Annotated in this window: 21 protein-coding genes and 1 pseudogene; 5 read left to right on the plus strand and 17 right to left on the minus strand. The window is 64.7% G+C overall.

Going from position 1 to position 20,766, the window contains the following annotated elements; all coding sequences use genetic code 11:
* Positions 1–34 precede the first annotated feature (34 nt).
* The 3 genes from QRO93_RS11340 to QRO93_RS11350 all read left to right on the plus strand — a co-directional run bounded on the left by QRO93_RS11340 (position 35) and on the right by QRO93_RS11350 (position 3,933).
* Complete coding sequence (locus QRO93_RS11340; protein ID WP_180878574.1) at positions 35–2,524, plus strand: DEAD/DEAH box helicase; 2,490 nt, start codon at positions 35–37, stop codon at positions 2,522–2,524.
* Positions 2,521–3,543 carry a ribonuclease H-like domain-containing protein gene (locus tag QRO93_RS11345; RefSeq protein WP_180878573.1) on the plus strand — a complete coding sequence of 341 codons (1,023 nt, stop codon included), beginning with the start codon at positions 2,521–2,523 and terminating at the stop codon, positions 3,541–3,543. The genes QRO93_RS11340 and QRO93_RS11345 overlap by 4 nt, the downstream gene beginning before the upstream one ends.
* A gap of 75 nt (positions 3,544–3,618) precedes the next feature.
* Complete coding sequence (locus QRO93_RS11350; RefSeq protein WP_164241529.1) at positions 3,619–3,933, plus strand: I78 family peptidase inhibitor; 315 nt, start codon at positions 3,619–3,621, stop codon at positions 3,931–3,933.
* 42 nt (positions 3,934–3,975) lie between these two features.
* Here QRO93_RS11350 and QRO93_RS11355 read toward each other — a convergent pair whose 3' ends face one another.
* The 16 genes and pseudogenes from QRO93_RS11355 to QRO93_RS11425 all read right to left on the minus strand — a co-directional run bounded on the left by QRO93_RS11355 (position 3,976) and on the right by QRO93_RS11425 (position 18,596).
* Positions 3,976–5,976: a M56 family metallopeptidase gene (locus QRO93_RS11355; RefSeq protein WP_180878572.1), complete on the minus strand. Its 2,001-nt coding sequence runs from the start codon at positions 5,974–5,976 to the stop codon at positions 3,976–3,978.
* Positions 5,977–5,979: 3 nt separating this feature from the next.
* Positions 5,980–6,366 (minus strand): BlaI/MecI/CopY family transcriptional regulator, encoded by a 387-nt coding sequence (locus QRO93_RS11360; RefSeq protein WP_180878571.1) that lies wholly within the window; start codon positions 6,364–6,366, stop codon positions 5,980–5,982.
* A 153-nt stretch (positions 6,367–6,519) separates the two neighbouring features.
* Positions 6,520–8,646: a peptidase domain-containing ABC transporter gene (locus tag QRO93_RS11365; RefSeq protein WP_053448420.1), complete on the minus strand. Its 2,127-nt coding sequence runs from the start codon at positions 8,644–8,646 to the stop codon at positions 6,520–6,522.
* 54 nt (positions 8,647–8,700) lie between these two features.
* Positions 8,701–9,684 (minus strand): hypothetical protein, encoded by a 984-nt coding sequence (locus tag QRO93_RS11370; RefSeq protein WP_180878570.1) that lies wholly within the window; start codon positions 9,682–9,684, stop codon positions 8,701–8,703.
* A 181-nt stretch (positions 9,685–9,865) separates the two neighbouring features.
* The gene (locus QRO93_RS11375) at positions 9,866–10,861 is read right to left on the minus strand and encodes a 2OG-Fe(II) oxygenase (RefSeq protein ID WP_053448419.1); all 996 of its coding nucleotides are present in this window, start codon (positions 10,859–10,861) and stop codon (positions 9,866–9,868) included.
* 83 nt (positions 10,862–10,944) lie between these two features.
* Positions 10,945–11,118, minus strand: coding sequence for a hypothetical protein (locus tag QRO93_RS11380; RefSeq protein WP_154582884.1), 174 nt, complete (start codon positions 11,116–11,118; stop codon positions 10,945–10,947).
* A gap of 92 nt (positions 11,119–11,210) precedes the next feature.
* Positions 11,211–12,254 carry an MvdC/MvdD family ATP grasp protein gene (locus QRO93_RS11385; protein WP_053448418.1) on the minus strand — a complete coding sequence of 348 codons (1,044 nt, stop codon included), beginning with the start codon at positions 12,252–12,254 and terminating at the stop codon, positions 11,211–11,213.
* Complete coding sequence (locus QRO93_RS11390) at positions 12,251–12,838, minus strand: hypothetical protein (protein ID WP_154582886.1); 588 nt, start codon at positions 12,836–12,838, stop codon at positions 12,251–12,253. The genes QRO93_RS11385 and QRO93_RS11390 overlap by 4 nt, the downstream gene beginning before the upstream one ends.
* Positions 12,835–13,434, minus strand: a complete 600-nt coding sequence (locus QRO93_RS11395; protein ID WP_053448416.1) for a DUF6817 domain-containing protein — start codon at positions 13,432–13,434, stop codon at positions 12,835–12,837. The genes QRO93_RS11390 and QRO93_RS11395 overlap by 4 nt, the downstream gene beginning before the upstream one ends.
* Positions 13,431–14,039 carry a 2OG-Fe(II) oxygenase gene (locus QRO93_RS11400; RefSeq protein WP_141401631.1) on the minus strand — a complete coding sequence of 203 codons (609 nt, stop codon included), beginning with the start codon at positions 14,037–14,039 and terminating at the stop codon, positions 13,431–13,433. The genes QRO93_RS11395 and QRO93_RS11400 overlap by 4 nt, the downstream gene beginning before the upstream one ends.
* A gap of 69 nt (positions 14,040–14,108) precedes the next feature.
* Entirely contained in the window at positions 14,109–15,371 is a 1,263-nt protein-coding gene (locus QRO93_RS11405) for an HlyD family secretion protein (RefSeq protein ID WP_053448414.1), read from the minus strand.
* Positions 15,372–15,754: 383 nt separating this feature from the next.
* Entirely contained in the window at positions 15,755–15,949 is a 195-nt protein-coding gene (locus tag QRO93_RS11410; RefSeq protein WP_049398575.1) for a hypothetical protein, read from the minus strand.
* Positions 15,950–15,983: 34 nt separating this feature from the next.
* A pseudogene (locus tag QRO93_RS21615) lies at positions 15,984–16,082 on the minus strand (hypothetical protein); the annotation flags it as partial.
* A 45-nt stretch (positions 16,083–16,127) separates the two neighbouring features.
* A complete protein-coding gene (locus QRO93_RS11415; RefSeq protein ID WP_180878569.1) occupies positions 16,128–16,916 on the minus strand; it encodes a hypothetical protein in 789 nt (262 codons plus the stop codon).
* 79 nt (positions 16,917–16,995) lie between these two features.
* Positions 16,996–17,409 (minus strand): hypothetical protein, encoded by a 414-nt coding sequence (locus QRO93_RS11420; RefSeq protein WP_097048126.1) that lies wholly within the window; start codon positions 17,407–17,409, stop codon positions 16,996–16,998.
* Positions 17,410–17,477: 68 nt separating this feature from the next.
* Positions 17,478–18,596, minus strand: a complete 1,119-nt coding sequence (locus tag QRO93_RS11425; protein ID WP_180878568.1) for an SDR family oxidoreductase — start codon at positions 18,594–18,596, stop codon at positions 17,478–17,480.
* A 196-nt stretch (positions 18,597–18,792) separates the two neighbouring features.
* Between QRO93_RS11425 and QRO93_RS11430 the strand changes: the two genes are divergently transcribed.
* Entirely contained in the window at positions 18,793–19,101 is a 309-nt protein-coding gene (locus tag QRO93_RS11430; RefSeq protein WP_053448409.1) for a hypothetical protein, read from the plus strand.
* A 33-nt stretch (positions 19,102–19,134) separates the two neighbouring features.
* Here the strand turns inward: QRO93_RS11430 and QRO93_RS11435 are convergent, their stop codons facing one another.
* On the minus strand, positions 19,135–20,187 hold the full coding sequence (locus tag QRO93_RS11435; protein ID WP_180878567.1) for a DNA topoisomerase IB: 1,053 nt from the start codon (positions 20,185–20,187) through the stop codon (positions 19,135–19,137).
* 111 nt (positions 20,188–20,298) lie between these two features.
* Between QRO93_RS11435 and QRO93_RS11440 the strand changes: the two genes are divergently transcribed.
* Positions 20,299–20,688, plus strand: coding sequence for an I78 family peptidase inhibitor (locus tag QRO93_RS11440; protein WP_040009243.1), 390 nt, complete (start codon positions 20,299–20,301; stop codon positions 20,686–20,688).
* Positions 20,689–20,766: the final 78 nt, after the last annotated feature.

Consider the following 20,766-nt stretch of genomic DNA (forward strand, 5'->3'; position numbering starts at 1 on the left):
TGACCCCTCGAAAAACGTCCCGGCTCCACTTTCCATGGCCTACGAACTCGCCAAGCGCACCGCCGATGCCGAGCAGAAGCTCGCTACCCGCGACGGCCTGCCCGCCCGCGACGGTGCCCTGCTCAGTGCGCGCCTGCAGCGCCGCTACCAGGACCGCATCACCGGCAGCTTCGCCATTCCCGGCCGCGAAGGCCGCTATGCGCCCATTCCCGATGCGGTACCACCTGCCCTGGCTGCAGCGCTGAGGGCACGCGGCATCGAGCAGCTTTACAGCCACCAGGCCGAGGCCTGGGAGGCCAGCCAGCGCGGCGAGCACGTGGCCATCGTCACCCCCACCGCCAGCGGCAAGTCGCTGTGCTACACCCTGCCGGTGGTCAGCGCGGCGATGCAGGACAAGGCCAAGGCGCTGTACCTGTTCCCGACCAAGGCGCTGGCCCAGGACCAGGTGGCCGAGCTGCTGGAGCTCAACCGCGCCGGCGATCTGGGGGTGAAAGCCTTCACCTTCGACGGCGACACCCCCGGCGACGCGCGCCAGGCTATCCGCCTGCACGGCGACATCGTGGTCTCCAACCCGGACATGCTGCACCAGGCGATCCTGCCGCACCACACCAAGTGGGCGCAGTTCTTCGAGAACCTGCGTTACATCGTCATCGACGAAGTGCATACCTACCGCGGCGTGTTCGGCAGCCACGTCACAAACGTGCTGCGCCGGCTCAAGCGCATCTGCGCGTTCTACGGCGTGCAACCGCAGTTCATCCTGTGCTCGGCCACCATCGGCAATCCGCAGGCGCATGCCGAGGCCCTCATCGAGGCGCCGGTCACCGCCATTACCGAGTCCGGCGCGCCCAGCGGGCCCAAGCAGGTACTGCTGTGGAACCCGCCGGTGATCAATCCGGACCTGGGCCTGCGCGCCTCGGCACGCTCGCAGAGCAACCGCATCGCACGCATTGCGATCAAGTCCGGGCTGAAGACCCTGGTGTTCGCGCAGACGCGGCTGATGGTCGAGGTGCTGACCAAGTACCTGAAGGACATCTTCGACCACGACCCGCGCAAGCCGCCGCGCATCCGCGCCTACCGTGGCGGCTACCTGCCCACCGAACGCCGCGAGACCGAGCGTGCGATGCGCGCCGGCAACATCGACGGCATCGTCAGCACCTCGGCGCTGGAGCTGGGCGTGGATATCGGCAGCCTGGACGTGGTGATCCTCAACGGCTACCCCGGCAGCGTGGCCGCCACCTGGCAGCGCTTCGGTCGCGCCGGCCGCCGCCAGCAGCCGGCACTGGGAGTGATGGTGGCCAGCTCGCAGCCGCTGGACCAGTACGTGGTGCGGCATCCGGACTTCTTCGCCGAGGCCTCGCCCGAGCACGCGCGCATCGCGCCGGACCAGCCGCTGATCCTGTTCGACCACATCCGCTGCGCAGCCTTCGAGCTGCCGTTCCGGGTCGGCGATGGCTTCGGCCCGATCGATCCGGAAGTGTTCCTGGAAGCGCTGGCTGAAACCGAGGTGATCCACCGCGAAGGCGAACGCTGGGAATGGATCGCCGACAGCTATCCGGCGAACGCAGTCAGCCTGCGTGCGGTGGCCGATGGCAACTTCGTGGTGGTCGATCGCAGCGATGGCCGCCAGCAGATCATCGCCGAGGTCGACTATTCCGCTGCCGCACTCACCCTGTACGAGGGTGCCATCCACATGGTGCAGTCCACGCCCTACCAGGTAGAGACGCTGGACTGGGAAGGCCGCAAGGCCTACGTCACCCGCACGCATGTGGATTACTACACCGACAGCATCGACTTCACCAAGCTCAAGGTGCTGGACCGCTTCGACGGCAGCGTGGCCGGCCGTGGCGATTCGCACCATGGCGAGGTGCACGTGGTGCGCCGCGTCGCCGGCTACAAGAAGATCCGCTACTACACCCACGAGAACATCGGCTACGGCCCGGTGAACCTGCCCGACCAGGAACTGCATACCACCGCGGTGTGGTGGCAGCTGCCGCAGGCGCTGTTGCTGCGCGCGTTCGCCAGCAAGCAGGATGCGCTCGATGGTTTCCTCGGCGCGGCGTATGCGCTGCACATCGTCGCCACCGTGGCGGTGATGGCCGATGCGCGTGACCTGCAGAAGTCCGTGGGCAACGGCGATGGTTCCTGGTTCGCGATCGCCGACCAGAGCGGCCGTGGCCAGCTGCGCGGCAGCGAGGGCGACCCTGGCGTTGTCGAGCTGCTGCAGGAGTTCGTGCCCACTGTTTACCTGTACGACAACTTCCCCGGTGGCGTTGGCCTCAGCGAGCCGCTGTGGCAGCGCCAGGCCGAACTGGTGCAGCGCGCGCGCGAACTGGTGCAGCGCTGCGACTGCAAGGCCGGTTGCCCGGCCTGTGTCGGCCCGGTGCTGGCCGCGCAGGAAGAGGATGAGACCTCGCCGCGTGCGCTGGCGTTGCGCGTGCTGGATCTGTTCGATGCTGAAGCCTGCCAGCACGTGCCCGACGTGGTGGTGACCATCCGCGACCCGATGGAGCTGCTGGCACCGTGAGCCTGAGCCTGGACAAGCTGCGCCTGCTGCGGAAGCAGGCCGGCGACCCGAAGGCGAGCACGCCGGCCGTGCCCGGGCCACCGCCTGCGGCACCGGCCCCGGTGGCCGCCAACGATGCACGGCAACCGCCTGCCGAGCGCTCGGTGTTCGCCTGGGTCGAACAGGAAATCCGCCACAAGCCGACCGGCGCGGCGGCGCCGGTTGCGCCCCCCGCACCGCTGCGTCGGCCCGAGGTGGGCAGCCTGCATCGCCTGCTCGGCCTGCGTTCGCGGGGTGGAGTCGCGCCGGCACGCGCCAGCGCGCAGGATCGCCAGCTGCCCGGCGAGGAAATCGCACCGGGCCTGTTCCTGATCGAGTCGCTGCAGCCACAGCCGATTCCGTCGCAGCCGCTGTCGCTGGATTTCGCCCGCCGCGAAGGCGAACACGTATCCCCGCTCGACCTGCTGTTCTTCGATACCGAAACCACCGGCCTGGCCGGCGGCACCGGCACCCGCGCCTTCATGATCGGGGCCGCCGACTGGCATGTGTGCCCGCAACGCGGCGAAGGCCTGCGCATCCGCCAGCTGCTGATGGCGACGATGGCCGCCGAGGACGCGATGCTGGCCACCTTCGCCCGCTGGCTGCAGCCGTCCACCGTGTTCTGCAGCTACAACGGCCGCAGCTACGATGCGCCGCTGCTGAAGGCGCGCTACCGGCTGGCACGCCAGCGTTGCCCGATCAGCGCGCTGGACCATGTCGATCTGCTCTATCCCACTCGCCGCCGCTATCGTGGGACGTGGGAGAACTGCAAGCTGTCCACCATCGAACGCCAGCTGCTGCGCGTGGTGCGCGAAGACGACCTGCCCGGCTCGGAAGCCCCGGGCGCATGGCTGCGTTTCCTGCGTGGTGGCGATGCAGTCAACCTGCGCCGGGTGGCCGACCACAACCACCAGGACGTGGTGACCCTGGCCCTGCTGCTGCAGCGGCTGGTGCACGAAGAACAGCGCGAGCGCGAGACGTTGGCATTGGTCGGGCAGTAGCGTGAAACCCCGTTGACATGCCCTGACGGGGAGGGCGGTGACACTGGCGCCACCATCCACGCGTGGAGCCCGACAATGCGCCTCAGCCCCCTTGCCCTGCTTGCCATCCTGCCGCTGGCCGCCTGCAGCCACGCCGGCAGCAGCACCACCCACGATGCCGCGCCAGCGCCAGTGGCCGACGCCGCGCATGAATGCAGGCCGGAGGCGCTCGAGGCCTTCACCGGCAAGACCGCCGACGAGGCCACCCTCAAGAAGCTGGTGGCCGACAGCGGCGCGCGCAACGCGCGGGTGGTCAAGCCGGGCATGGCGGTGACCATGGACTTCCGCCAGGACCGCGTGACCGTGCAGGTGGACGGTCAGAACCGGATCGAGCGCGCCAGCTGCGGTTGATCGGCCTCGGGGAGGGTGCCGGCCAGCGGCCGGCACCACCGATCAGAGCCGCTCGGCCTTGCCGCTCGCCAGTGCACGCGCGATCACCTGCTGCGCCTGCCGCGACGCCTGCTCATGCACGCGTGCCTGGCGTTCACCCAACGCGGCCTGCTGGCTGCCCAGCGCCGCCTGGCGGCTGGCCAGTTCAGACTGCTGGCTGGCCAGGCGCTGCATGCCGCGGGTGTGGCTGGCCCGCGCGGTTTCGTTGTCCACTTCCTGCATCGCACGACGTGCCTCTGCGGCGGCCTCACGTGCAGCCTCACGTGCAACGGCCGCATCGTTGGTCGCGCCCCGCGCCGCCTTCGCCGCTTCTGCCGCCGCTTCGCGGTTGATGTCATGCGCTGCCATCGCGCTGCGCGCAGCCTCGGCGGCGGCCAGCGCCATGCGGCGTGCCTCCTCACCCTGCAGGCGGCCCATCTCGCCCATCTGCTTGCCGAGTTCGCTCTGCTGGCGACCCAGCGCACTCTGCTGGCGGCCCAGTTCGCTCTGCTGGCGGCCCAGATCCGCCGCGCCGCTGTAGGCACGCTGCAGGGTCTGGATCATCATCGGATCACGCACCACGTAGCGCTTGTCGCCCTGGCGGAACCACAGCGCCGGGCCTTTGCCGAGCTGCCTGCGGGCGACCGTCACGTCGTCCATGCCGCCGTTGGCGAAGGTCGAATCGCCATCGACCAGCACGAAGGCCTGCGGCGGCGATTTGCCCAGGTCCAGGCGGCCGTAGGTGGTGATGGAGGTCGTGCGGGAGGTCGTATGTTGACTGTGCATGCCGGTATCGACATCGACATCCGCATCCACGTCGACCGCCACATCTGCATCATCCGGACCTGACAAGGCCTCAACCTCAGCCGGCTCGGCAGGCGGCGCGGGCGCCACCGGCACGGCCGGAACGCGCGCGGACGAAGGCGGTGCGGGCGGTGCTTTCGGAGCCTTCGGCGGCGGCGGCACCACGGCCTTCGGTGCCGCAGGCGGCGCGGGCGGTGCCGGCGGCACCGGCGCGGCAACCAGGCGCATCGGCGCCACACCCACCACCAGCACCACAGCGGTCAACGCCATCGCCAGGATGCGCGGACAGGCCCGGCGCGGCTGCAGCGACATCAGGCGGCGCTTGAGACTGGTGGTGCTCGGCGCGGCACTGGCCACGCCCAGGTGCGGCTGCGGTGCCACGCCCAACTGCAGCAGCAGGCGACCATAGGCCTGGCGGCTGGCGCCGTGCTGGCCGACCACTGCCGCATCCACCGCTTCCTCGCGGGCCTGGGCGTATTCGCGCACCGACAGGCGCAGCAGCGGGTGGAAGAAGAACAGATGCTGGGCCAGCGCCGGCAGCAGGCCCCACTGCAGGTCACGCCGCTGCAGATGCTGCAGCTCGTGGGTCAGCGCCAGGTCCAGCGCATCGCCCTGCAGGGCGTTGTCGCCGGCCGGCAGCAGCAGTACCGGACGGAACGGCCCGACCAGCTGCGGCGAGTCCACCTGCGTGCTCATCCACAGCCGTGGTGCAGGGCGCACGCCGTGCGCTTCGGAGGCCAACTGCAGGGCCTGTACCAGCGCCTCGTCCTGGCAGGGATAGGCCGCCGCGAGCAGCGCGCGGCACTGGCGCCACTCACCGAAGGTGCGCCATGCCATCAGCAGCACGCCGGACACCCACAGCGCGGCCAGCGCAACGGCCCACCACGCCACCGCCGGCACGTCCGCGGCAGGCATCGGCATCGCGGCCAGCAGCTGTGCAGAGGCTTCCGGGGCCAGCGGGTAGATCATGTCGGCAGCCACATCGGTGGCGGTCATCGCCACTGCCTGCGGTGCCGGCAACCAGGCCAGCTGCAGCGGCTGGCTCCAGAACAGGCCGAGCACGGCCTGCAGCGACACCAGCCACCACAGGCGGCAGCGGGTCGCCGCCGACAGCGACGGCAGCGCGCGGCACACGCCGTACACCAGGGCCACCAGCAGCACGGTCTGCAGGCTGGTCCAGCCCAGCCGTTCCAACAACGGGATCAGCATCGTGGTGTCCATGGCTCAGCCCTCGTGGCGACGCGATTGGAGTTGGGCGACCAGCGCTTCCAGCTCGGCCAGTTCGTTGTCGCTGACCTGCTGGCGCTGCGACAGGTAGGCCACGAACGGCGACACCGACCCCTGCAGGGTGTTGTCGACGAATTGGGCCACGGCACCCTGCAGCACGCTCTCCGGGCCACGGGTGGCCTGGTAGCGGTAGATGCCGTCCTGCTGCCGGCGCTGAAGATACCCCTTCGCGCGCAGCCGCTCCATCATCGTCAGCACAGTGGAGCGGGCCAGGCCACGGGCTTCGCCGTAGCCGCTGGCGACCTCGCCGACGCTGGCCGGCGCATGTTCATCGATGTACTGCAGCAGGGCCAGTTCCTGGTCCCCGATCGTCTTGCCACGCATGACACCACTCCCTTGACTACACGTGTCGTCACTGTCAGCGTGACGACAACTGTAGTCAACCCCCGGAAGTCATGGTCCGACGAACGGTAGCGACGCGACGCTGATGCAAGCCAAATCCAGCATCAAGGGATAACGGGATCCAAAGCCACGTGCTCAGTGGCTCTCCGGTACCTGTCCGGATGATTGCGCAGCCTTCAGCCTGAGATTGCTCGCTCGCACTCGGGTCGCCAGCACGACGTCGGCGTTTTCAACCACCATCACCCGATCTGCCCGCTCTATTGTCTCGGGGCGATGGGCGACAATGATCCGCGTCAGACGAAGTCTATCGACAGCATCATTTACCAGACGCTCATTGGCGACATCAAGATGGCTTGTCGCTTCGTCCAGAAACAGAACGCTGGGCTCACGGTAAAGCGCCCTGGCAAGAATAAGCCGCTGCTTCTGCCCGCCGGACAATGTGCTTCCCATGTCGCCTATCAGGCTGTGATAGCCCATGGGCATGCCCATTACATCGTCATGGATCGCCGCCAGCCGCGCCGCGTGCTCCACACGCTCCTGTTCGGCAGCTCCCTGAAAGAAGGATATGTTCTCTGCAATGCTGCCGGCGAAAAGCTGGTCATCCTGCATTACCGCGCCGATGGCTTCACGCAGGCGCCGAGCGCCAGCGCCGCGCAGCGTCTGTCCACCAATGCGGATACTTCCCTCCGTAGGCTCAAGAAGACCGAGCATGAGCTTCATGAGCGTTGTCTTGCCGCATCCTGATCCACCGATGAGCGCCAACGATTCCCCTGGCTTCACAACAAAACTGCAGTTGCGGAATATCCAGGGCTCACCGTTGCCATAGCGGAAGGAAAGATTCTCAACCTCCACGCCCATCTCACCGGGCAAGGCCGGGGCGATTCCCTCTCCGCAATCCTCGGGCTCGGACAGTACGATGTCCGACAGACGTTCACCATGCAGGCGCAGCATCCGGAACTCAACCCACTTGTCGACGAGATTGCCGACACGCTGCGAAAACTGCTCCCGGTATGCGAGGTAAGCGATCAGCATGCCGACGGTGAACACATTTGACATCGCAAGCAACGCACCGATCCAGATCACGGCGATCCGCTCAATGCCGAACACCAGCTGGTTGATGCTCGTAAAGCCCAGGCCCATCTGGGCCAACCTCAACTCTTCGTTGACGGTGTCAACCATCAGATTCTCGTGGGCAGCACGCCGCTGCGGCTCCTGACCCGCTACCTTCAGGCTCTGTATACCGCGGAGTGACTCGAGCAGATGCGTCTGCTGCCGGGCACCGACCATCAGCTGCTGCTCGGTCCGATTACGGAACTCACGGTAGGACAGAGATCGGGCACCCGCATAGACGGCCACGGCACACAGCGTCACCATCGCCAGTTCCCATGAGTAGATGAGCATCAGCGCGAAGGTCATGATCGCCATGAGACCGTCAATGATGCCCTCCACGAAACTGGTGGTGATGACCGTCCTGATCTCACGGATGGAGCCAAGGCGTGAGGTGATGTCACCAAGGTGACGTTTCTCGAAGAATGCCAACGGCAGACGCATCAGGTGGGCGAAAATATTGTTCGTCCACTGCAATCCGAAATGCGTGGAAAGATAGACCACAGACCAGCCACGCAGCAGGTTGATTGCAACCTGCAGAAGCAGGGCGATGCCAAATCCAATCCCGAGGACGGTGAGCATGTCACGATCCGCCGAGACAAGTGCCTGATCCACCACCCATTGCAGCAGGAATGGCGCCAGCACGACGAAAACCTGCAACGCCAGCGACAGAATCAGAACCTGGGCCAACGAGCGCCACATGCCGCGCACCGCGCCAGTCAATTGCTGCAGGCTGATCGCCGGTGCGCGCTTCACGGGCTTGAGCTCGGCCGTCGGTGTCAGCTCCAGCACAACGCCGGTAAAGTGCTCCGATGCCTCGCGGTAGCTGAGTTTCCGCTCACCGACGGCGGGATCACAAATGACGATCCCTGATGCACGCACCGTTTTCAGAACCACGAAATGGTTCATGTCCCAGTGCAGTATGCACGGAGTCGTCAGCTTCCCCAGTTCTTCGAGTTCGACTCGAATCGCGCGCGCCGAAAAGCCAATCTGCTGGGAGATCTGAACCAGCCGATCCAGACGCAGCCCTTTCAGCGAAAGATTAAACCGCTGGCGCAGCACGGCCAGCCCACCGTGCTGGCCATGGTGGTCAGCCACCATCGCCAATGCGGCCAACCCGCATTCGGCGCTTTCAGACTGCAGGATGACCTTCATGTGCGCAGCCGCTTGGATTGCCGGGAAAGGGGCATGACGGACGACACGATCACGTCAGCTGTCACTGTCGCGGTGCCCAGGGCGCTCAGGCTCCATCGGCGCATCTCCGGAAATCCGGAAGAGCGTCAGTCGTCCCTTGGTCACACCAGCATCGCCGCGCGCCTCGATGTCCGAGAACGAGACCAGGACAGACCCATCCGGCATTCGATGCGCGGAAGGAGCGAATGGATTGTAGGCAAGCCGTTCCGTCAGGAGCTGCTCGGGACCTGCCCTGCCCTGCACATCCACTGCGCGCCTGTACAGATCGAAACTGACGGGAAACCGCGCTGAGGCGCCCTTGTAGGAAGGGTAGACATAGTAGATGTCCACGCCGCCGTCCTGTCGAGGCAGCGCGAACCCGTCGTGGACATCCGGCTTGTTCGGAGACTTTGCTGGCGAAAGCTCCACAGGGCCGGACCAGGTTCTGCAGTCGGGGCTGACGCTGTACAGCGTTGTCATGTAGCCACCTTCGGGCGCCTTCTGATAACTCATGAAGCAGCCATGCTGGCCCAGCGGCACCACGCGCGGATACGCCACGGGTGTCGATGCCGCCCCCTGAAACTCCGATGGTGATCGGGCATTGCGCATCGACATCCAGCGAGGACCGGTTCCCATTCCACGGAATGTCAGATAGAGATCGCCTTCTGCCTGCACCCATCGAGGTGCCTGGACCAGCTGGGTCAGTCCCGGGACATCCGGCAGCCGCTGTGGCGCCCCAAACCCCTGCGGCGTGGCCCGCGCGCGCCAAAGCGTGATATTGCTGAAATCAGCGTCACTGCCTGCAAAGTAGAGCCACGCATCGTTATCGATGTGAACGAGCACCGGAGCATCCTCCAGCACTGAACCAAACGACAGCGGCTCAGGCTGGTCCATGAGGCGACCATCAGAGGACCGGATCTGCATCAGCCGTGATGAGTCCATGTCGCCGCGGAGATACTGCGCATACACCACTTTGAATCCGCCGGCGGGCGCACTCAGTACCGCGATCTGCCGATCCACGCCGTTAGACACTGGAGACCGCCAGGTGCCCGCGGGGCCGACAGGCAGTTCCGTGGCCTTCGGAAGCACCATTGGCTTCGATGACACTGGATGTTGCGCAACCGGAGGCAGGCTTGGAGCAGCATCGGCCAAGGCGGGGGCGACGGCTGCATGGAACAGAAAGAAGACCGCGATCAGGCATCTAATTGGCATCTGAACACCAGATATTGCAGGCATACTTGCTCCCGCGGGTCACCGGTTGGCCCGCATGCAGCGCACCCGGATTGACGCTTCGCTGTTGTCGGCCACGGTTACGGAACATGAGCAGGGCGCCACGAAGAGGGCGCACACTCAGGTCGAAGGCAGGAAAGAGGGTTTCCCCGCCTTCGAACCCGTCGTTGAGGTACGCAAGAAGTGTCCATGCGCGCGTGGACTGATCTGGCAGTCCTGCATCCAGGGGAACATCATAGTGTGGGGCGAACTTCTGTCCCATCTCATACCTGACGCACTGGATCGGCTCGAACAACGTGCTCGCACAGCCAAGCAGCTCCGCCGCGCGATCGGTGATGCGGGCACACAGGTCCCCCGAGCAGGCCGCCGATTCACTTGTGCGGCCGCTGGACATGACCTCACTCTGCAAGCTGCCATCCGCACTGACCATGCTCTTGCGGAACGCAGGTGACGCGCTGGCCATGAGTTCCTCGCATTCGTCCACCGTCATGAAATCCTGGATGAGTTGAATCTCAAGATCTGAAAGCAGCGCTGCGTCCCTACCTACGCGGCAAGGCCCACGGACAGCAGCCTCAAGGGTGAGAGCTACGCCTGTCCAGCGCTTGGAAAACGAACTCAGGCCGTCCAACTGCCATCCCAGGCGGCCGCTGTAGTAGACGATCGCATGATCGTCGATGCGGCTCACTACGACGAACTCCTGGCGTGTACCGGACCGCACTTGGGCCAGGGCGGGAAATCGCAGTTGTGCCAATCCGCCGAGGTCGGTGCGAACCGCGACACTGACGATGCCCAGATCACCAAGGATGCCTGCAGCTCGCTGCAGGGAGAAAGTTTCCGTGTACCTGCGGGGTGCGCCCAGCAGCGCGACGTCAGAAGACTGCACTGAGCACCCCGCGAGCCGAGCGGCAACGTCGATGATTGCCAGGTGCGGGCAATGGCCCTTCAGGATGGAATGCTCCAGCTGCATTGCGCTTCAGCTCCGTTCTCCGGAAAAGCGAGGCCGCGACGCCCACCTTGACGGCCAGGCATCGCAGCACTCGCCGTATTCAGTTACTCAAGGACCGGATGCGTGGTTCCGTTGTCACTGGCCGGCGTCGTCTTCACCGGCGGGAGCGTCGGAATTCCATCGCCATCGCCGCCGCCTACCTGCTCCATTTCTTCCTGGGAAAGAATGTGACCAAGCACGCGCGACTCCAGATCCTTCTTGATATCTTCGTTCTTCATGCCATTTTCTCCTCGATTTTCGACAACAGGAGTGTTGTCGGTGGATCACGCCAGGCGCCTGACGCAATGGGTTGACGTCCCACCTGCCGGGGTCAGGACGTAATCACTGAAGTGCTCTCGATGAATTCCGAATAGGAGATCCGGCGATGCGCATGTCCCATGTCGTATCGCCACTGCAGCGACGGTGCACGGATGAACTCACAGAACATGTCCAGCATCGGCAATCCAGGGCACCACTGTTCGACGAAAAGGAACTGTCCGGCCTGATTGATCTCAAGGAAGATCCAGCGCCCATCGTCCGTAACGAGAAAATCGAACCCCGCCGCCACGAGGCCGAGCGCTTCCATCAGACGATGGCAGCGTTGCTGCAGGTCGAGCGGGACATCCACCACTTCGCAGGTGTCAATCGTGCCCTGGCTGCGCCGCCAGTCGAGACTGCCATCCGTCGGCTGCTCGATACGGATCGCAGCGCACTGGCGGCCGAAAAACTGCGCCCTGACTTCGAAAGCATATTCCACGCGGGCCTGATAGATGCCTGGGGCGGCGCGCAGCAGTGAATCCGCCGGGAGATCTGCTTCGCTGACCTTGGCGGTGTAGGTCGCGCGTCGAGCAGAATCGGACTTCCAGACATGGCCGCGTAGCGGCTTGTAAATGCACTCCGCGTGTTGGGCAAGGAAACCTCGGACATCCTCAGGTGAGCCGCTTATCAACGTGGCCGGAAGCTGGAAGCCAAGCTCGGCCGCGTGCTTCAGCTGATGGATCTTGTTTTCGGCCCGGACAAGGGCATCCAATGGATTCACTGCCGGCACAAGCTCCAGGGATCGATACAACCCCTCGCGCATCAGTTGCGATTCGCCTCGGGCGAACACCTCATCCTCTGGTTGAACGCCAGCGTTCTGCAGCGCCTCAAACGGGCGGCGATGCCACACTGCCGACAGCTGATCAAGGGCTACGGTTTCTCCGTCGATCGCGAGCGTGGCACCACTTTGCGCAGCCCCTACGCGGATGCTGAAGGCCGTTGTCTGGCAGAACCTGTCGCTCGCCAGATGAAACACGGTCGTTCCTTTGCGTCGCAAGCCCCAAACGACGGCCTTGGCGTGTGTATCGTGCGTTCCAGCATTGATGAGAACAGTCATGCTACTGATCGCCTCGTCGGTCCGAGAAATTTCCGTCCATCGAACCGGTTCGCTGCATGCGGCCCGTCTGCATCGACGTAATGCAGGAAGAGCTGGAGCCAGGTTCCCACTGGCAGGCATTCGCGCCAGTGGGGCAGCTCACGTCCGGAGAACAGGAGCCCATCACCTGGAGCCAGGTCGAACGCCTGCACACCCTCCTGGGTCTCAATCATGATCGGCCAGGGCGCCCGTGTACCTTCGCTGCCAACGGTCAAGGTCAGCGTGTATTCGCAGGATGTGCGGTCAGTGTGTCTGCGCAGCCTCGATTCAGGCGTGTAGAAGCGCAGGAACGAGTAAGTGGCATGCAGCCGCTTTCCTACACAGTCTTCCACCTCAGGCAACAGTTTGGCCAGCAGCACCTCGCCCATGGCGTCGGCATATCGCCCCAGCGACGCGGTTTCTGTTTCCAGCTCATAGTACTTCGGCATGCGCGCATAGCTCTTCGCATACTGGAAGTAGAGATCCATCACTTCTGCCGCCACCAGCTGCTCAAGCCGCGCAAAACGGTCAACTGCAAATTTCCGACGGATGGATGAAGCGTTCAATGGAGTTCCTCCGCTGTCGGCCTGCCAGGGGCGGCGGGCGCCTTTCCAGCCGCCGCGTACCCAGCAAGGAGCGAGCGCAGGCCAACGCTCAGCGGAAGGTCTGGATATGCGCTCACCCATGCGGACAGTCGCTTCAGGAACTGCTCGCCGCATCCCTGCTCGATGAGGTTGGCGGATTCGATCTCAAGCAACGCCGCACAGACATCCACGCCCGCACTGAAGCTTTCGCCGCTTGTTCTGTGGCGAATGATGCCGGTACCCAGCGCTTCGAGGAACGCACCGGGCCGATCACTGACGCAGAACAGATACACCAAATGCTCGGCACGTTCGCCCAGCATCCGACCCACCAGCGGCCGATCACTCCACCCAAGACGCTTGAATCCGAACACGTTCGTTCCGTAGATGCTGTGGAACATGCCAGCGATGCATACCGCCTCGTCGCATCCCCACTCCCGCAGAATGCGGCCCGTTCCTTCCAGATGATCCTTCAGCGTTCGCCCCGAGTGCGGCACCTGGTCAGCGCGCAGGAGTGACAGGTACTCCTGCAGCATCTGCAGGGAGGGCCGCTCCGGCATGTTGGCGACGGGCAAGGTCATTGTGCGAGCTGGGTCTTGAACACGACGGTGATGCGCAGCTCGGGACAGTCCCGGCTGGGTGAACGTGCAACGTGTGGCGTGGCGCCCCGGAACACCACCAGGCGCCCAGGTCGCGGGTAGACAGCATGGGTGATGTCACCCGTCTCCGGCACCACGAAAGCTGTCTCGCCCGACCAGTTGGGATGCCAGATTCCGTGGGCGTAGTAGACGACAGTGAAGTAATTTTCCTTGTCTGCATTGTCTGTATGAACATAGCCCTCCACGCCGTAGGTATGGGCATTGGCGTACACACGAAGGGGTTCATGGCCGGCCAGCACCGTCTGCGACAGGCACTCCCACAGCTCGTGGATCGGTCGTGCAGCTTCGTTTGCAGCAAGTTCGGCCAGGCACCCCTGACGGCTTTCCTTGTCGCCTCCGGCAAAATGCGCATGCCAGAAGCTGAAGCGGTCTTCAGACTTGACCGACTTCCATCCATACGCCCAGATGGGTTTACGGACCAGTCGCAGGATGTCGCGCCGAAGTTCGTCTGGTACCAGGTCATCGACAACATCGACATCGCCCAGATCCGGTACGCTCCCAAGCCTTTCCCGCTGCTCTAGTTCCATCGCTGCTTCCTCTGCGTGTCCGCCCGTTCGGTTTCAACGGCAGGACGGGTTGAGTGGAGGTGACCTTCTCTAGAAGATCCGTTTGCTTCGTGCGACCAGTGGCGCAAAGATCCATTCGGCCAAGCTGCTGCGCTCGCCAAGGATGTCAGCTTCAAGTGTCATGCCGGGCTTGAGTCGCTCGATGCGACCGTAAGCGTCCATCTCCTGACTGGAGAGTGCGACGGTGACCCTGTACATCGGTTCGCCTTGGATCGTCGAGCCGGGCATCAGCATTTCCAGCTCTGTCCCAGTAAGCGCGCTGCGGCTGACGCGCTGCACTGTTCCCTCATGGTGACCGAATTTCTGATAGGGGTACGCCTGGTAACGCAGCAGTACGCGATCGCCGGGATCAATGAAGCCGATGACACGACTGGGCACCAGCAGGCCAGCTTCCAGACGGCCGTCTTGCGGCAGGATACTCAGCAGAGGTTGGCCCATGGTCACCGACTGGCCCGGCTTCAGCACCTGCGTGACAACCGTTCCATCCACCGGCGCGGTAAGCACCAGCTCACCTCGTGCGAGCAGCTCGACGTGTTCCTGTTCAAGTTGGGCCAATGCGCCCCGCAGACCGGCTCTGGTGGCTTCACGCTTTTGCGGCAGCGAGCGCATGGCCTCCTGCAACTGCGCTATGAGTCGTTGTGTTGTGATTGCCTGGCGCTGCAGGGCCTGCACACTGGCATGCTGTTCAAGCGCCAGTGTCTGCTGCTGCTTGATCTGCAGTTCGCTTACGTAACTGCCTTCGCGCAGTCTCTCCAGCCGCGAGAGTGTCTCTTCGGCCAGTACGACCTGCCTGCTTCTTGTCTGGATTTCCTCCTTGAACTGCGCCAGCTCGCGTTGCGCCGCAGCCACCTGCGCAATGAGACCGTCACTTTGTGCATCGAGCTGGGATTGATCCGCAGCCTGCACATCCTTCAATCCCTGGACCCGCTCGCGGATGCGCTTCTCCAATGCGGCGGAGGTATCACCTTCGCCAACCGTTGCCCTTGGCACGGTGAGCACGGCAACCACCTGACCTGCACGCACATTCTCTCCCTCACTGACCTTGAGAAGAGAGACGACACCGCTTGCGGGTGCCATGACAGTGGACATGCCTTCGACAGGGACAAGCTGTCCCATGGCCCGGGCACGCTTTGTATAACTGCCAAGTGCAATGAAGAGAATGACGGAAACAGCTGAGCAGGCAGCGAAGGCGGTAAACAGCCAAAGCGGAATCGGCTGCACCATGTTGATGCGGCCCAGCCAACGATTTCCCTTCGCCTGCATCACTTCCCTGCGAAAAAGATGTCGTGACATCGGGGCATCCTTTCCCGTTGCGTTGGGCCTTTTTATCGATCATCGAGCGCATCACGTCAACACTTGAGTAAAGGCAATTGCGACATCGATAACCTCGTCACATTTCGAGTGTTCATGAAAATGATCCAATGCATTCACTCCTTCTGTGTGTGAATTTGCGGATTCCGCGTGTCCGCGCGATCACGTTCTCCACATCAAAAGTGCGCATTGCGCTGCGAGTATTTCGCAACAGCGCCCTGAACATCTGCAAGCAAGCAGGCGCGCCCGGCCGCCACCTCCAGCCACATGTCTGCCAAGGAATCCCCTCGAAACTTCAATTCGATGCTGCAGATCAACTGGATACTTCAACACTGGAAGCCCAGGATGTTGGCGCAACATTTCAATCAAGGACGACTGGCGTTGGCACTATCGAGCATCGCCTGATAAGGGCCAAGCGCCATCTGCGATCGACGCTTGTCCAGACCATCAAGATCGGACGTAGGCTGCAGCACGTACACGCCGTTCTGAAGGGTCATCTGCGTGCCGTACAGTTGCGGCTCGCCTTCTGCCAGGGGAAACCCGGTCAGCCAGCATTGCATACTGGCGTCGCGACATGCCGCGTGACTCCATCAATGGTTTGGCCAGCTCCAACGCACGCCTCTGGAACGCTGGATCCTCATCCGCGTGCTGGACCAGGAGGAAGGCCCTAGAGACACCATCAATGCCCGCCATGTCCCGCGTCGGAAAGCCTACGCCTTCGAATACCTGCTTGATCCTTCACAGGCCTTCTCGATCGGAGGCAGCGATCTCCTCCTTGAGCAGCTCGACCTTTGCTGAAACGCCCTTGCTGCGGGCAGCGCTCAGCGCTGCCCGCAAGGATTGATCGGGCTGGATCAGCTCACCGAGCAGCGTCCGGATGTCGGGCCAGGTGTACGTCGCCGGTGGCTGTGACAAGGTCACTTCGTAATCGATGCCGCCCGAGGCCAGGTCCTCCTCCAGGCTGGGCAGACCGTAGAAGTCACGGAAGAACAGCAGGGAGCCCAACGAGGCTACTGGCGGATCAACCGTAGCCACATCGTCGAGCCGCTGCTGCAGGGTGCCGTACAGTTGGCTGGAATTGTGGGAAGCATGGATGCGATCCGCAAGCCGTGCATAGATTGCAGGACGGATGTCATCGCCGACTTGCTGATCAAGAACGCGAAGCATGTACTTCTGGAACTCGCAATCCAGGCCAGAGCGCTCCAGCAGCTTGCCGGCCGCATCAATCAGGGCTGGCCCCGAGGTGCGATAGGTGGGCCAGCCCTGCTCGACCAGCACCGTCTTGAATGCATCCAGTTCATCGCGAAGCAGCATTCGGCCATCAGAGTTTCTCTGGAGCTCCAGTATCTGGTCGCATGAGTGCTCCGGGTAAGGGCTTTTTCCATCAAGGCCGATGTCAAAAGTGCTTGCTTCCATGCAGAAGGGTGCGAAAGCCAGCAGTAGCGCAAGGACACTGGCCAAGCGACTGAAGGGTCTGCCGAGGCTGATCATCGTGCAGGGAGTGCGAACTCCGTTGTGATCTTCCATGTGGCGTTTCTGCCCGGTGGGCCGAGTATGCAGCTCCCACGCGCCAACCGCAGCGGTTCATTCCGCGCATCGCCGATCTTTACGCATCTGCTGCAACAGCGCCCTGAACACCTGCAAGCACGCGCGCCCGGTCGGCCACCCCAGCAACATGCAACACCCGAGTGTGCGGCAGCTCCAGCGTAGAGTGCTGGGCAATGGCGCAGAACGCCGACACCTCCGCCAGGGTGTCGCGATCATGCCAGGTGGTCATCACGAAGTCGGCGCACTCGACCTCCGGCGATGCCATGTCCACCGCATCATCCCAACCGCTGCACTCGATGCCCCAGGCCATCATGTAGCGGCAACCGCTGCGCACCAGCCAATCGCTCATCGGCGCCTGCCAGTCCGCCTCCACGGCGGCTTCGACAGCAACAATGGCCCGGCAAGGGGAGCAGGCCCGTTCGGGCGGTGTGGCGCCCGGCGGCAGCCACAGGTATTCAGCGGTGCCGTCCATGCCCACCCCATCCTCTGTTCGCATGCGCCGAGGATAGCTGCCGGCTAGCGGCCGGCACCGCCGCCGCGTCAGCCGCGCGGACCGCCCATCACCGGCAGGATCACCCCGCTGATGTAACTGGCACAGACCGGCGAAGCCAGGAACACATAGGCGGGCGACAGTTCTTCGGGTTGTGCGGGCCGCCCCATGTCACTGTCCTTGCCGAACTCCGCAACATCTTCGGCCTGCTTGTCGGCGGGGTTCAACGGCGTCCACACCGGCCCCGGCGCCACGCAGTTGACCCGGATGCCACGTGGCAGCAGCTGGCTGGCCAGCGCCTTGGTGAATGCATGGATCGCGCCCTTGGTGGCCGAGTAGTCGATCAGCGCCTTGCTGCCGAAGATTCCCGTTTCCGATCCTGTGTTGATGATGCTGGCACCCTCGCCCAGGTGCGGCAGCACCGCGCGCGCCATCTGGATGTAACCGCCGATGTTGGTCTGCAGGGTTTCCTGCAGATGCGCGTCTTCCAGGTCTTCCAGCCGCTCGCAATGCAGCTGGAACGCGGCGTTGTTGACCAGGATGTCGATGCCGCCGAACGCCTCGGCCACCTGCTTGACCGCCTTGTTGCAGAAGCGCGGATCACGCACGTCACCGGCGATCACCACGCAGCGACCGCCTTCGCGCTCCACGTGCTGGCGGGTGATGTCCGCGTCCTCGGCCTCGTCCAAATGCAGTACCGCCACATCGGCGCCTTCGCGTGCGAACAGTACTGCCACCGCACGGCCGATACCAGAATCGCCACCGGTGATGATCGCGCGCATGCCCTGCAGCTTGCCGCTACCCACGTAATCCGGGGCGAGGAAGCGCGGTGCCAGTTGCAGTGCATGCTCATGGCCAGGCTTGGCCACATGCTGGGCCGGCATCGTTTCCGGTTGCTTGCGCGCACCCGCCTGGGTGACAGTCTTTTTCGTGGTCTTTTTGGCGGCCTTCTTCGCCGCGCGGGCGTCCTTGGCCTTCTCCTGGTCCTGCAGGCGCCGCTGCCGCGAAGCCACCCGGGCCGCGCGCGGATCACCGGCGGCGGCCTTGCGGGTGGCGGTCTTCACCACGCGCGGGCGATCGGAATCGGCGACGGTCTGGCTTGCGGTGCTGCCCTTGCGCACCTTGGGCGAGGCTTTGCGGCGGGCGGGGGTCTTCTTGATGGTGGCCATGCAGGGTCTCCTCGGGAGGGAAAGGGGCTGCCGGCCAGCGGCCGGCACTACCGGGGGCGGCGCATGCCGCTCCTGCAGTGTCTCCACCCCTGCTTTCGGCTGCAGTGAATACGCCGTGTCCACGATGTGCACGGTATTCATTCCGCCACTACGTGCGCCGCCGCAGGCTGCACGCAACCACACAAGGAACGCCTCCATGAAACATGCAATCGCCACCGCCACCATCTGCTTCGCCCTCGCCGCCTGCAGCAGCGCGCCCATGGCCCAGGTGCAGCCGATCGACGGCGTGATTTCCGGCCAGTGCCACAGCGACATGGTGCGCGGTGCGCTGGGCCTGGCCGCTTCGGACGCCACCGTTGCGCGTGCACGCGTGGACAGCGACAGCCTGCACGTGCGGGTGCTGCGCCACGACGGTCCGCGGGTGCCGCCGGCCAGCGAAGGCGGTGACCGCCTGACCATCGAGAAGGGCCGCACCAACAACATCACCGCGATCTACTGCGGATAACAGCCGTCGAGCGAGCTCGACGCTACCGAGGGTTCAGGCGCTGCGGTTGGCCAACCGCCGCGCCCGGCGCAGCACCTTCAGCGTTGCCTGCTCCCACTGGCGCGGGCCGCGCAGGCCGGCCAGCTTGGCCAGTTCGCCGCGTTCCCAGCCGGCGAACACGCACGGGTCGATATAGGCCTTGCGGCACACCGCCGGCGTGTTGCCCAGCAACGCCGCCACCTCGCACACCACCGCCCGTTGTGCCTGGGCCAGCGCGCGCTGGCTGGCCGGTTCCGGCAGCTCGGTGGCGGCGAAGGTCTGCACCGCCGCCACGGTGCCGCCCCAGGTGCGGAAATCCTTGGCGGTGAAGTCCTCGCCCATCACCTCGCGCAGGTAGTCGTTCACTGCGCCGGAATCCACCGGCTGCAGCGCACCGTCGTCATCGCGGTACTGGAACAGCGCCTGCCCCGGCAGCTGCTGCAGGCGCCGCACCAACAGGCCCAGCCTGCGGTCGCCCACGGTCACCTCCTGCAGCTGCCCGGACTTGCCGCGGAAGCGCATGCGCACCCGCCCGCCACGCAGCAGCTCCAGATGGCGGTTGCGCAGTGTGGTCAGTCCGAACGAGCGGTTCTGTTGTGCGTAGGTTTCATTGCCGACCCGCACCAGGGTGTCGGCCAGCAGCGCCACCACCATCGCCAGTACTTTTTCCCTGGGGAAACCCGGCCGCTTGAGATCGCGCGACAACCGCCGCCTCAGCGAGGGGAGGGCCTCGCCAAAGGCGATGATGCGGTCGAACTTGCCAGCGTCGCGCTCCTTCGCCCAGTCGGCGTGGTAGCGGTACTGCTTGCGCCCACGCGCATCGCGACCGGTGGCCTGCAGGTGGCCGTTGGCATGTGCGCAGATCCATACCGCGGTGTAGGCCGGCGGGATGGCCAGCGCACGGATGCGTTGCAGGGTGGCGGCATCACGCAGCGCGTGGCCGTCGGCATCGCGGTAGCTGAAGCCCTTGCCGGCGCGGCGGCGGCCGATGCCGGGCTGGGTGTCATCGACATAGCGCAGGCCGGCGGCACGCGCGGCCTGTTGTTCCGGAGTGGAGGGCTTTGGCATGCGCTGAGTGTCGCGGGTGCGGCGCGGTGATCCTGTCGATAACGCAAGACAAACACGTGAGGGTCGGTTCGCCGCTATGCTCGGGTCTTCACAACCCCTTCCGGAGTCATGATGTCGTTCCCGATTCGCGCCCGTTCGCTCTCCGCCCTGTTGCTGCCGGCCGTGCTGGCCCTGACCGCCTGCCAGGCACCGGCGCTGGATGAACAGGATTCGGCCACCGCCCATGCCCAGCAGGCCGCCGAAGCCGCCAAGGCGCCGGCCGACGACGCTGGCAAGGCGACCGAGGCGCCGCCGGTCGGCACCTGCGACGCCAGCCAGGTGCAGAGCCTGGTCGGCCAGGCCTACACCGACGCGCTGGGCAAGCAGGCCCAGGAAGACGCCGGCGCCAGCCAGGTGCGCGTGCTCAAGCCCAACGACGTGGCCACGATGGAGTTCCTCGGCGACCGCCTCAACATCGAAGTGGACGACAAGGGCGCAGTCAGCGGCACGCGCTGCGGCTGAGTCCGGCCCCGCGCCGGCACGGGCGTGCCGGCGCTTTCTGTTGCACCTGCAACCGTGTATTGCGGCGTTGCAGCAACC

The sequence above is a fragment of the Stenotrophomonas maltophilia group sp. Smal17 genome (assembly GCF_030237045.1).
In the GTDB taxonomy this organism is placed as follows: Bacteria; Pseudomonadota; Gammaproteobacteria; order Xanthomonadales; family Xanthomonadaceae; genus Stenotrophomonas; species Stenotrophomonas forensis.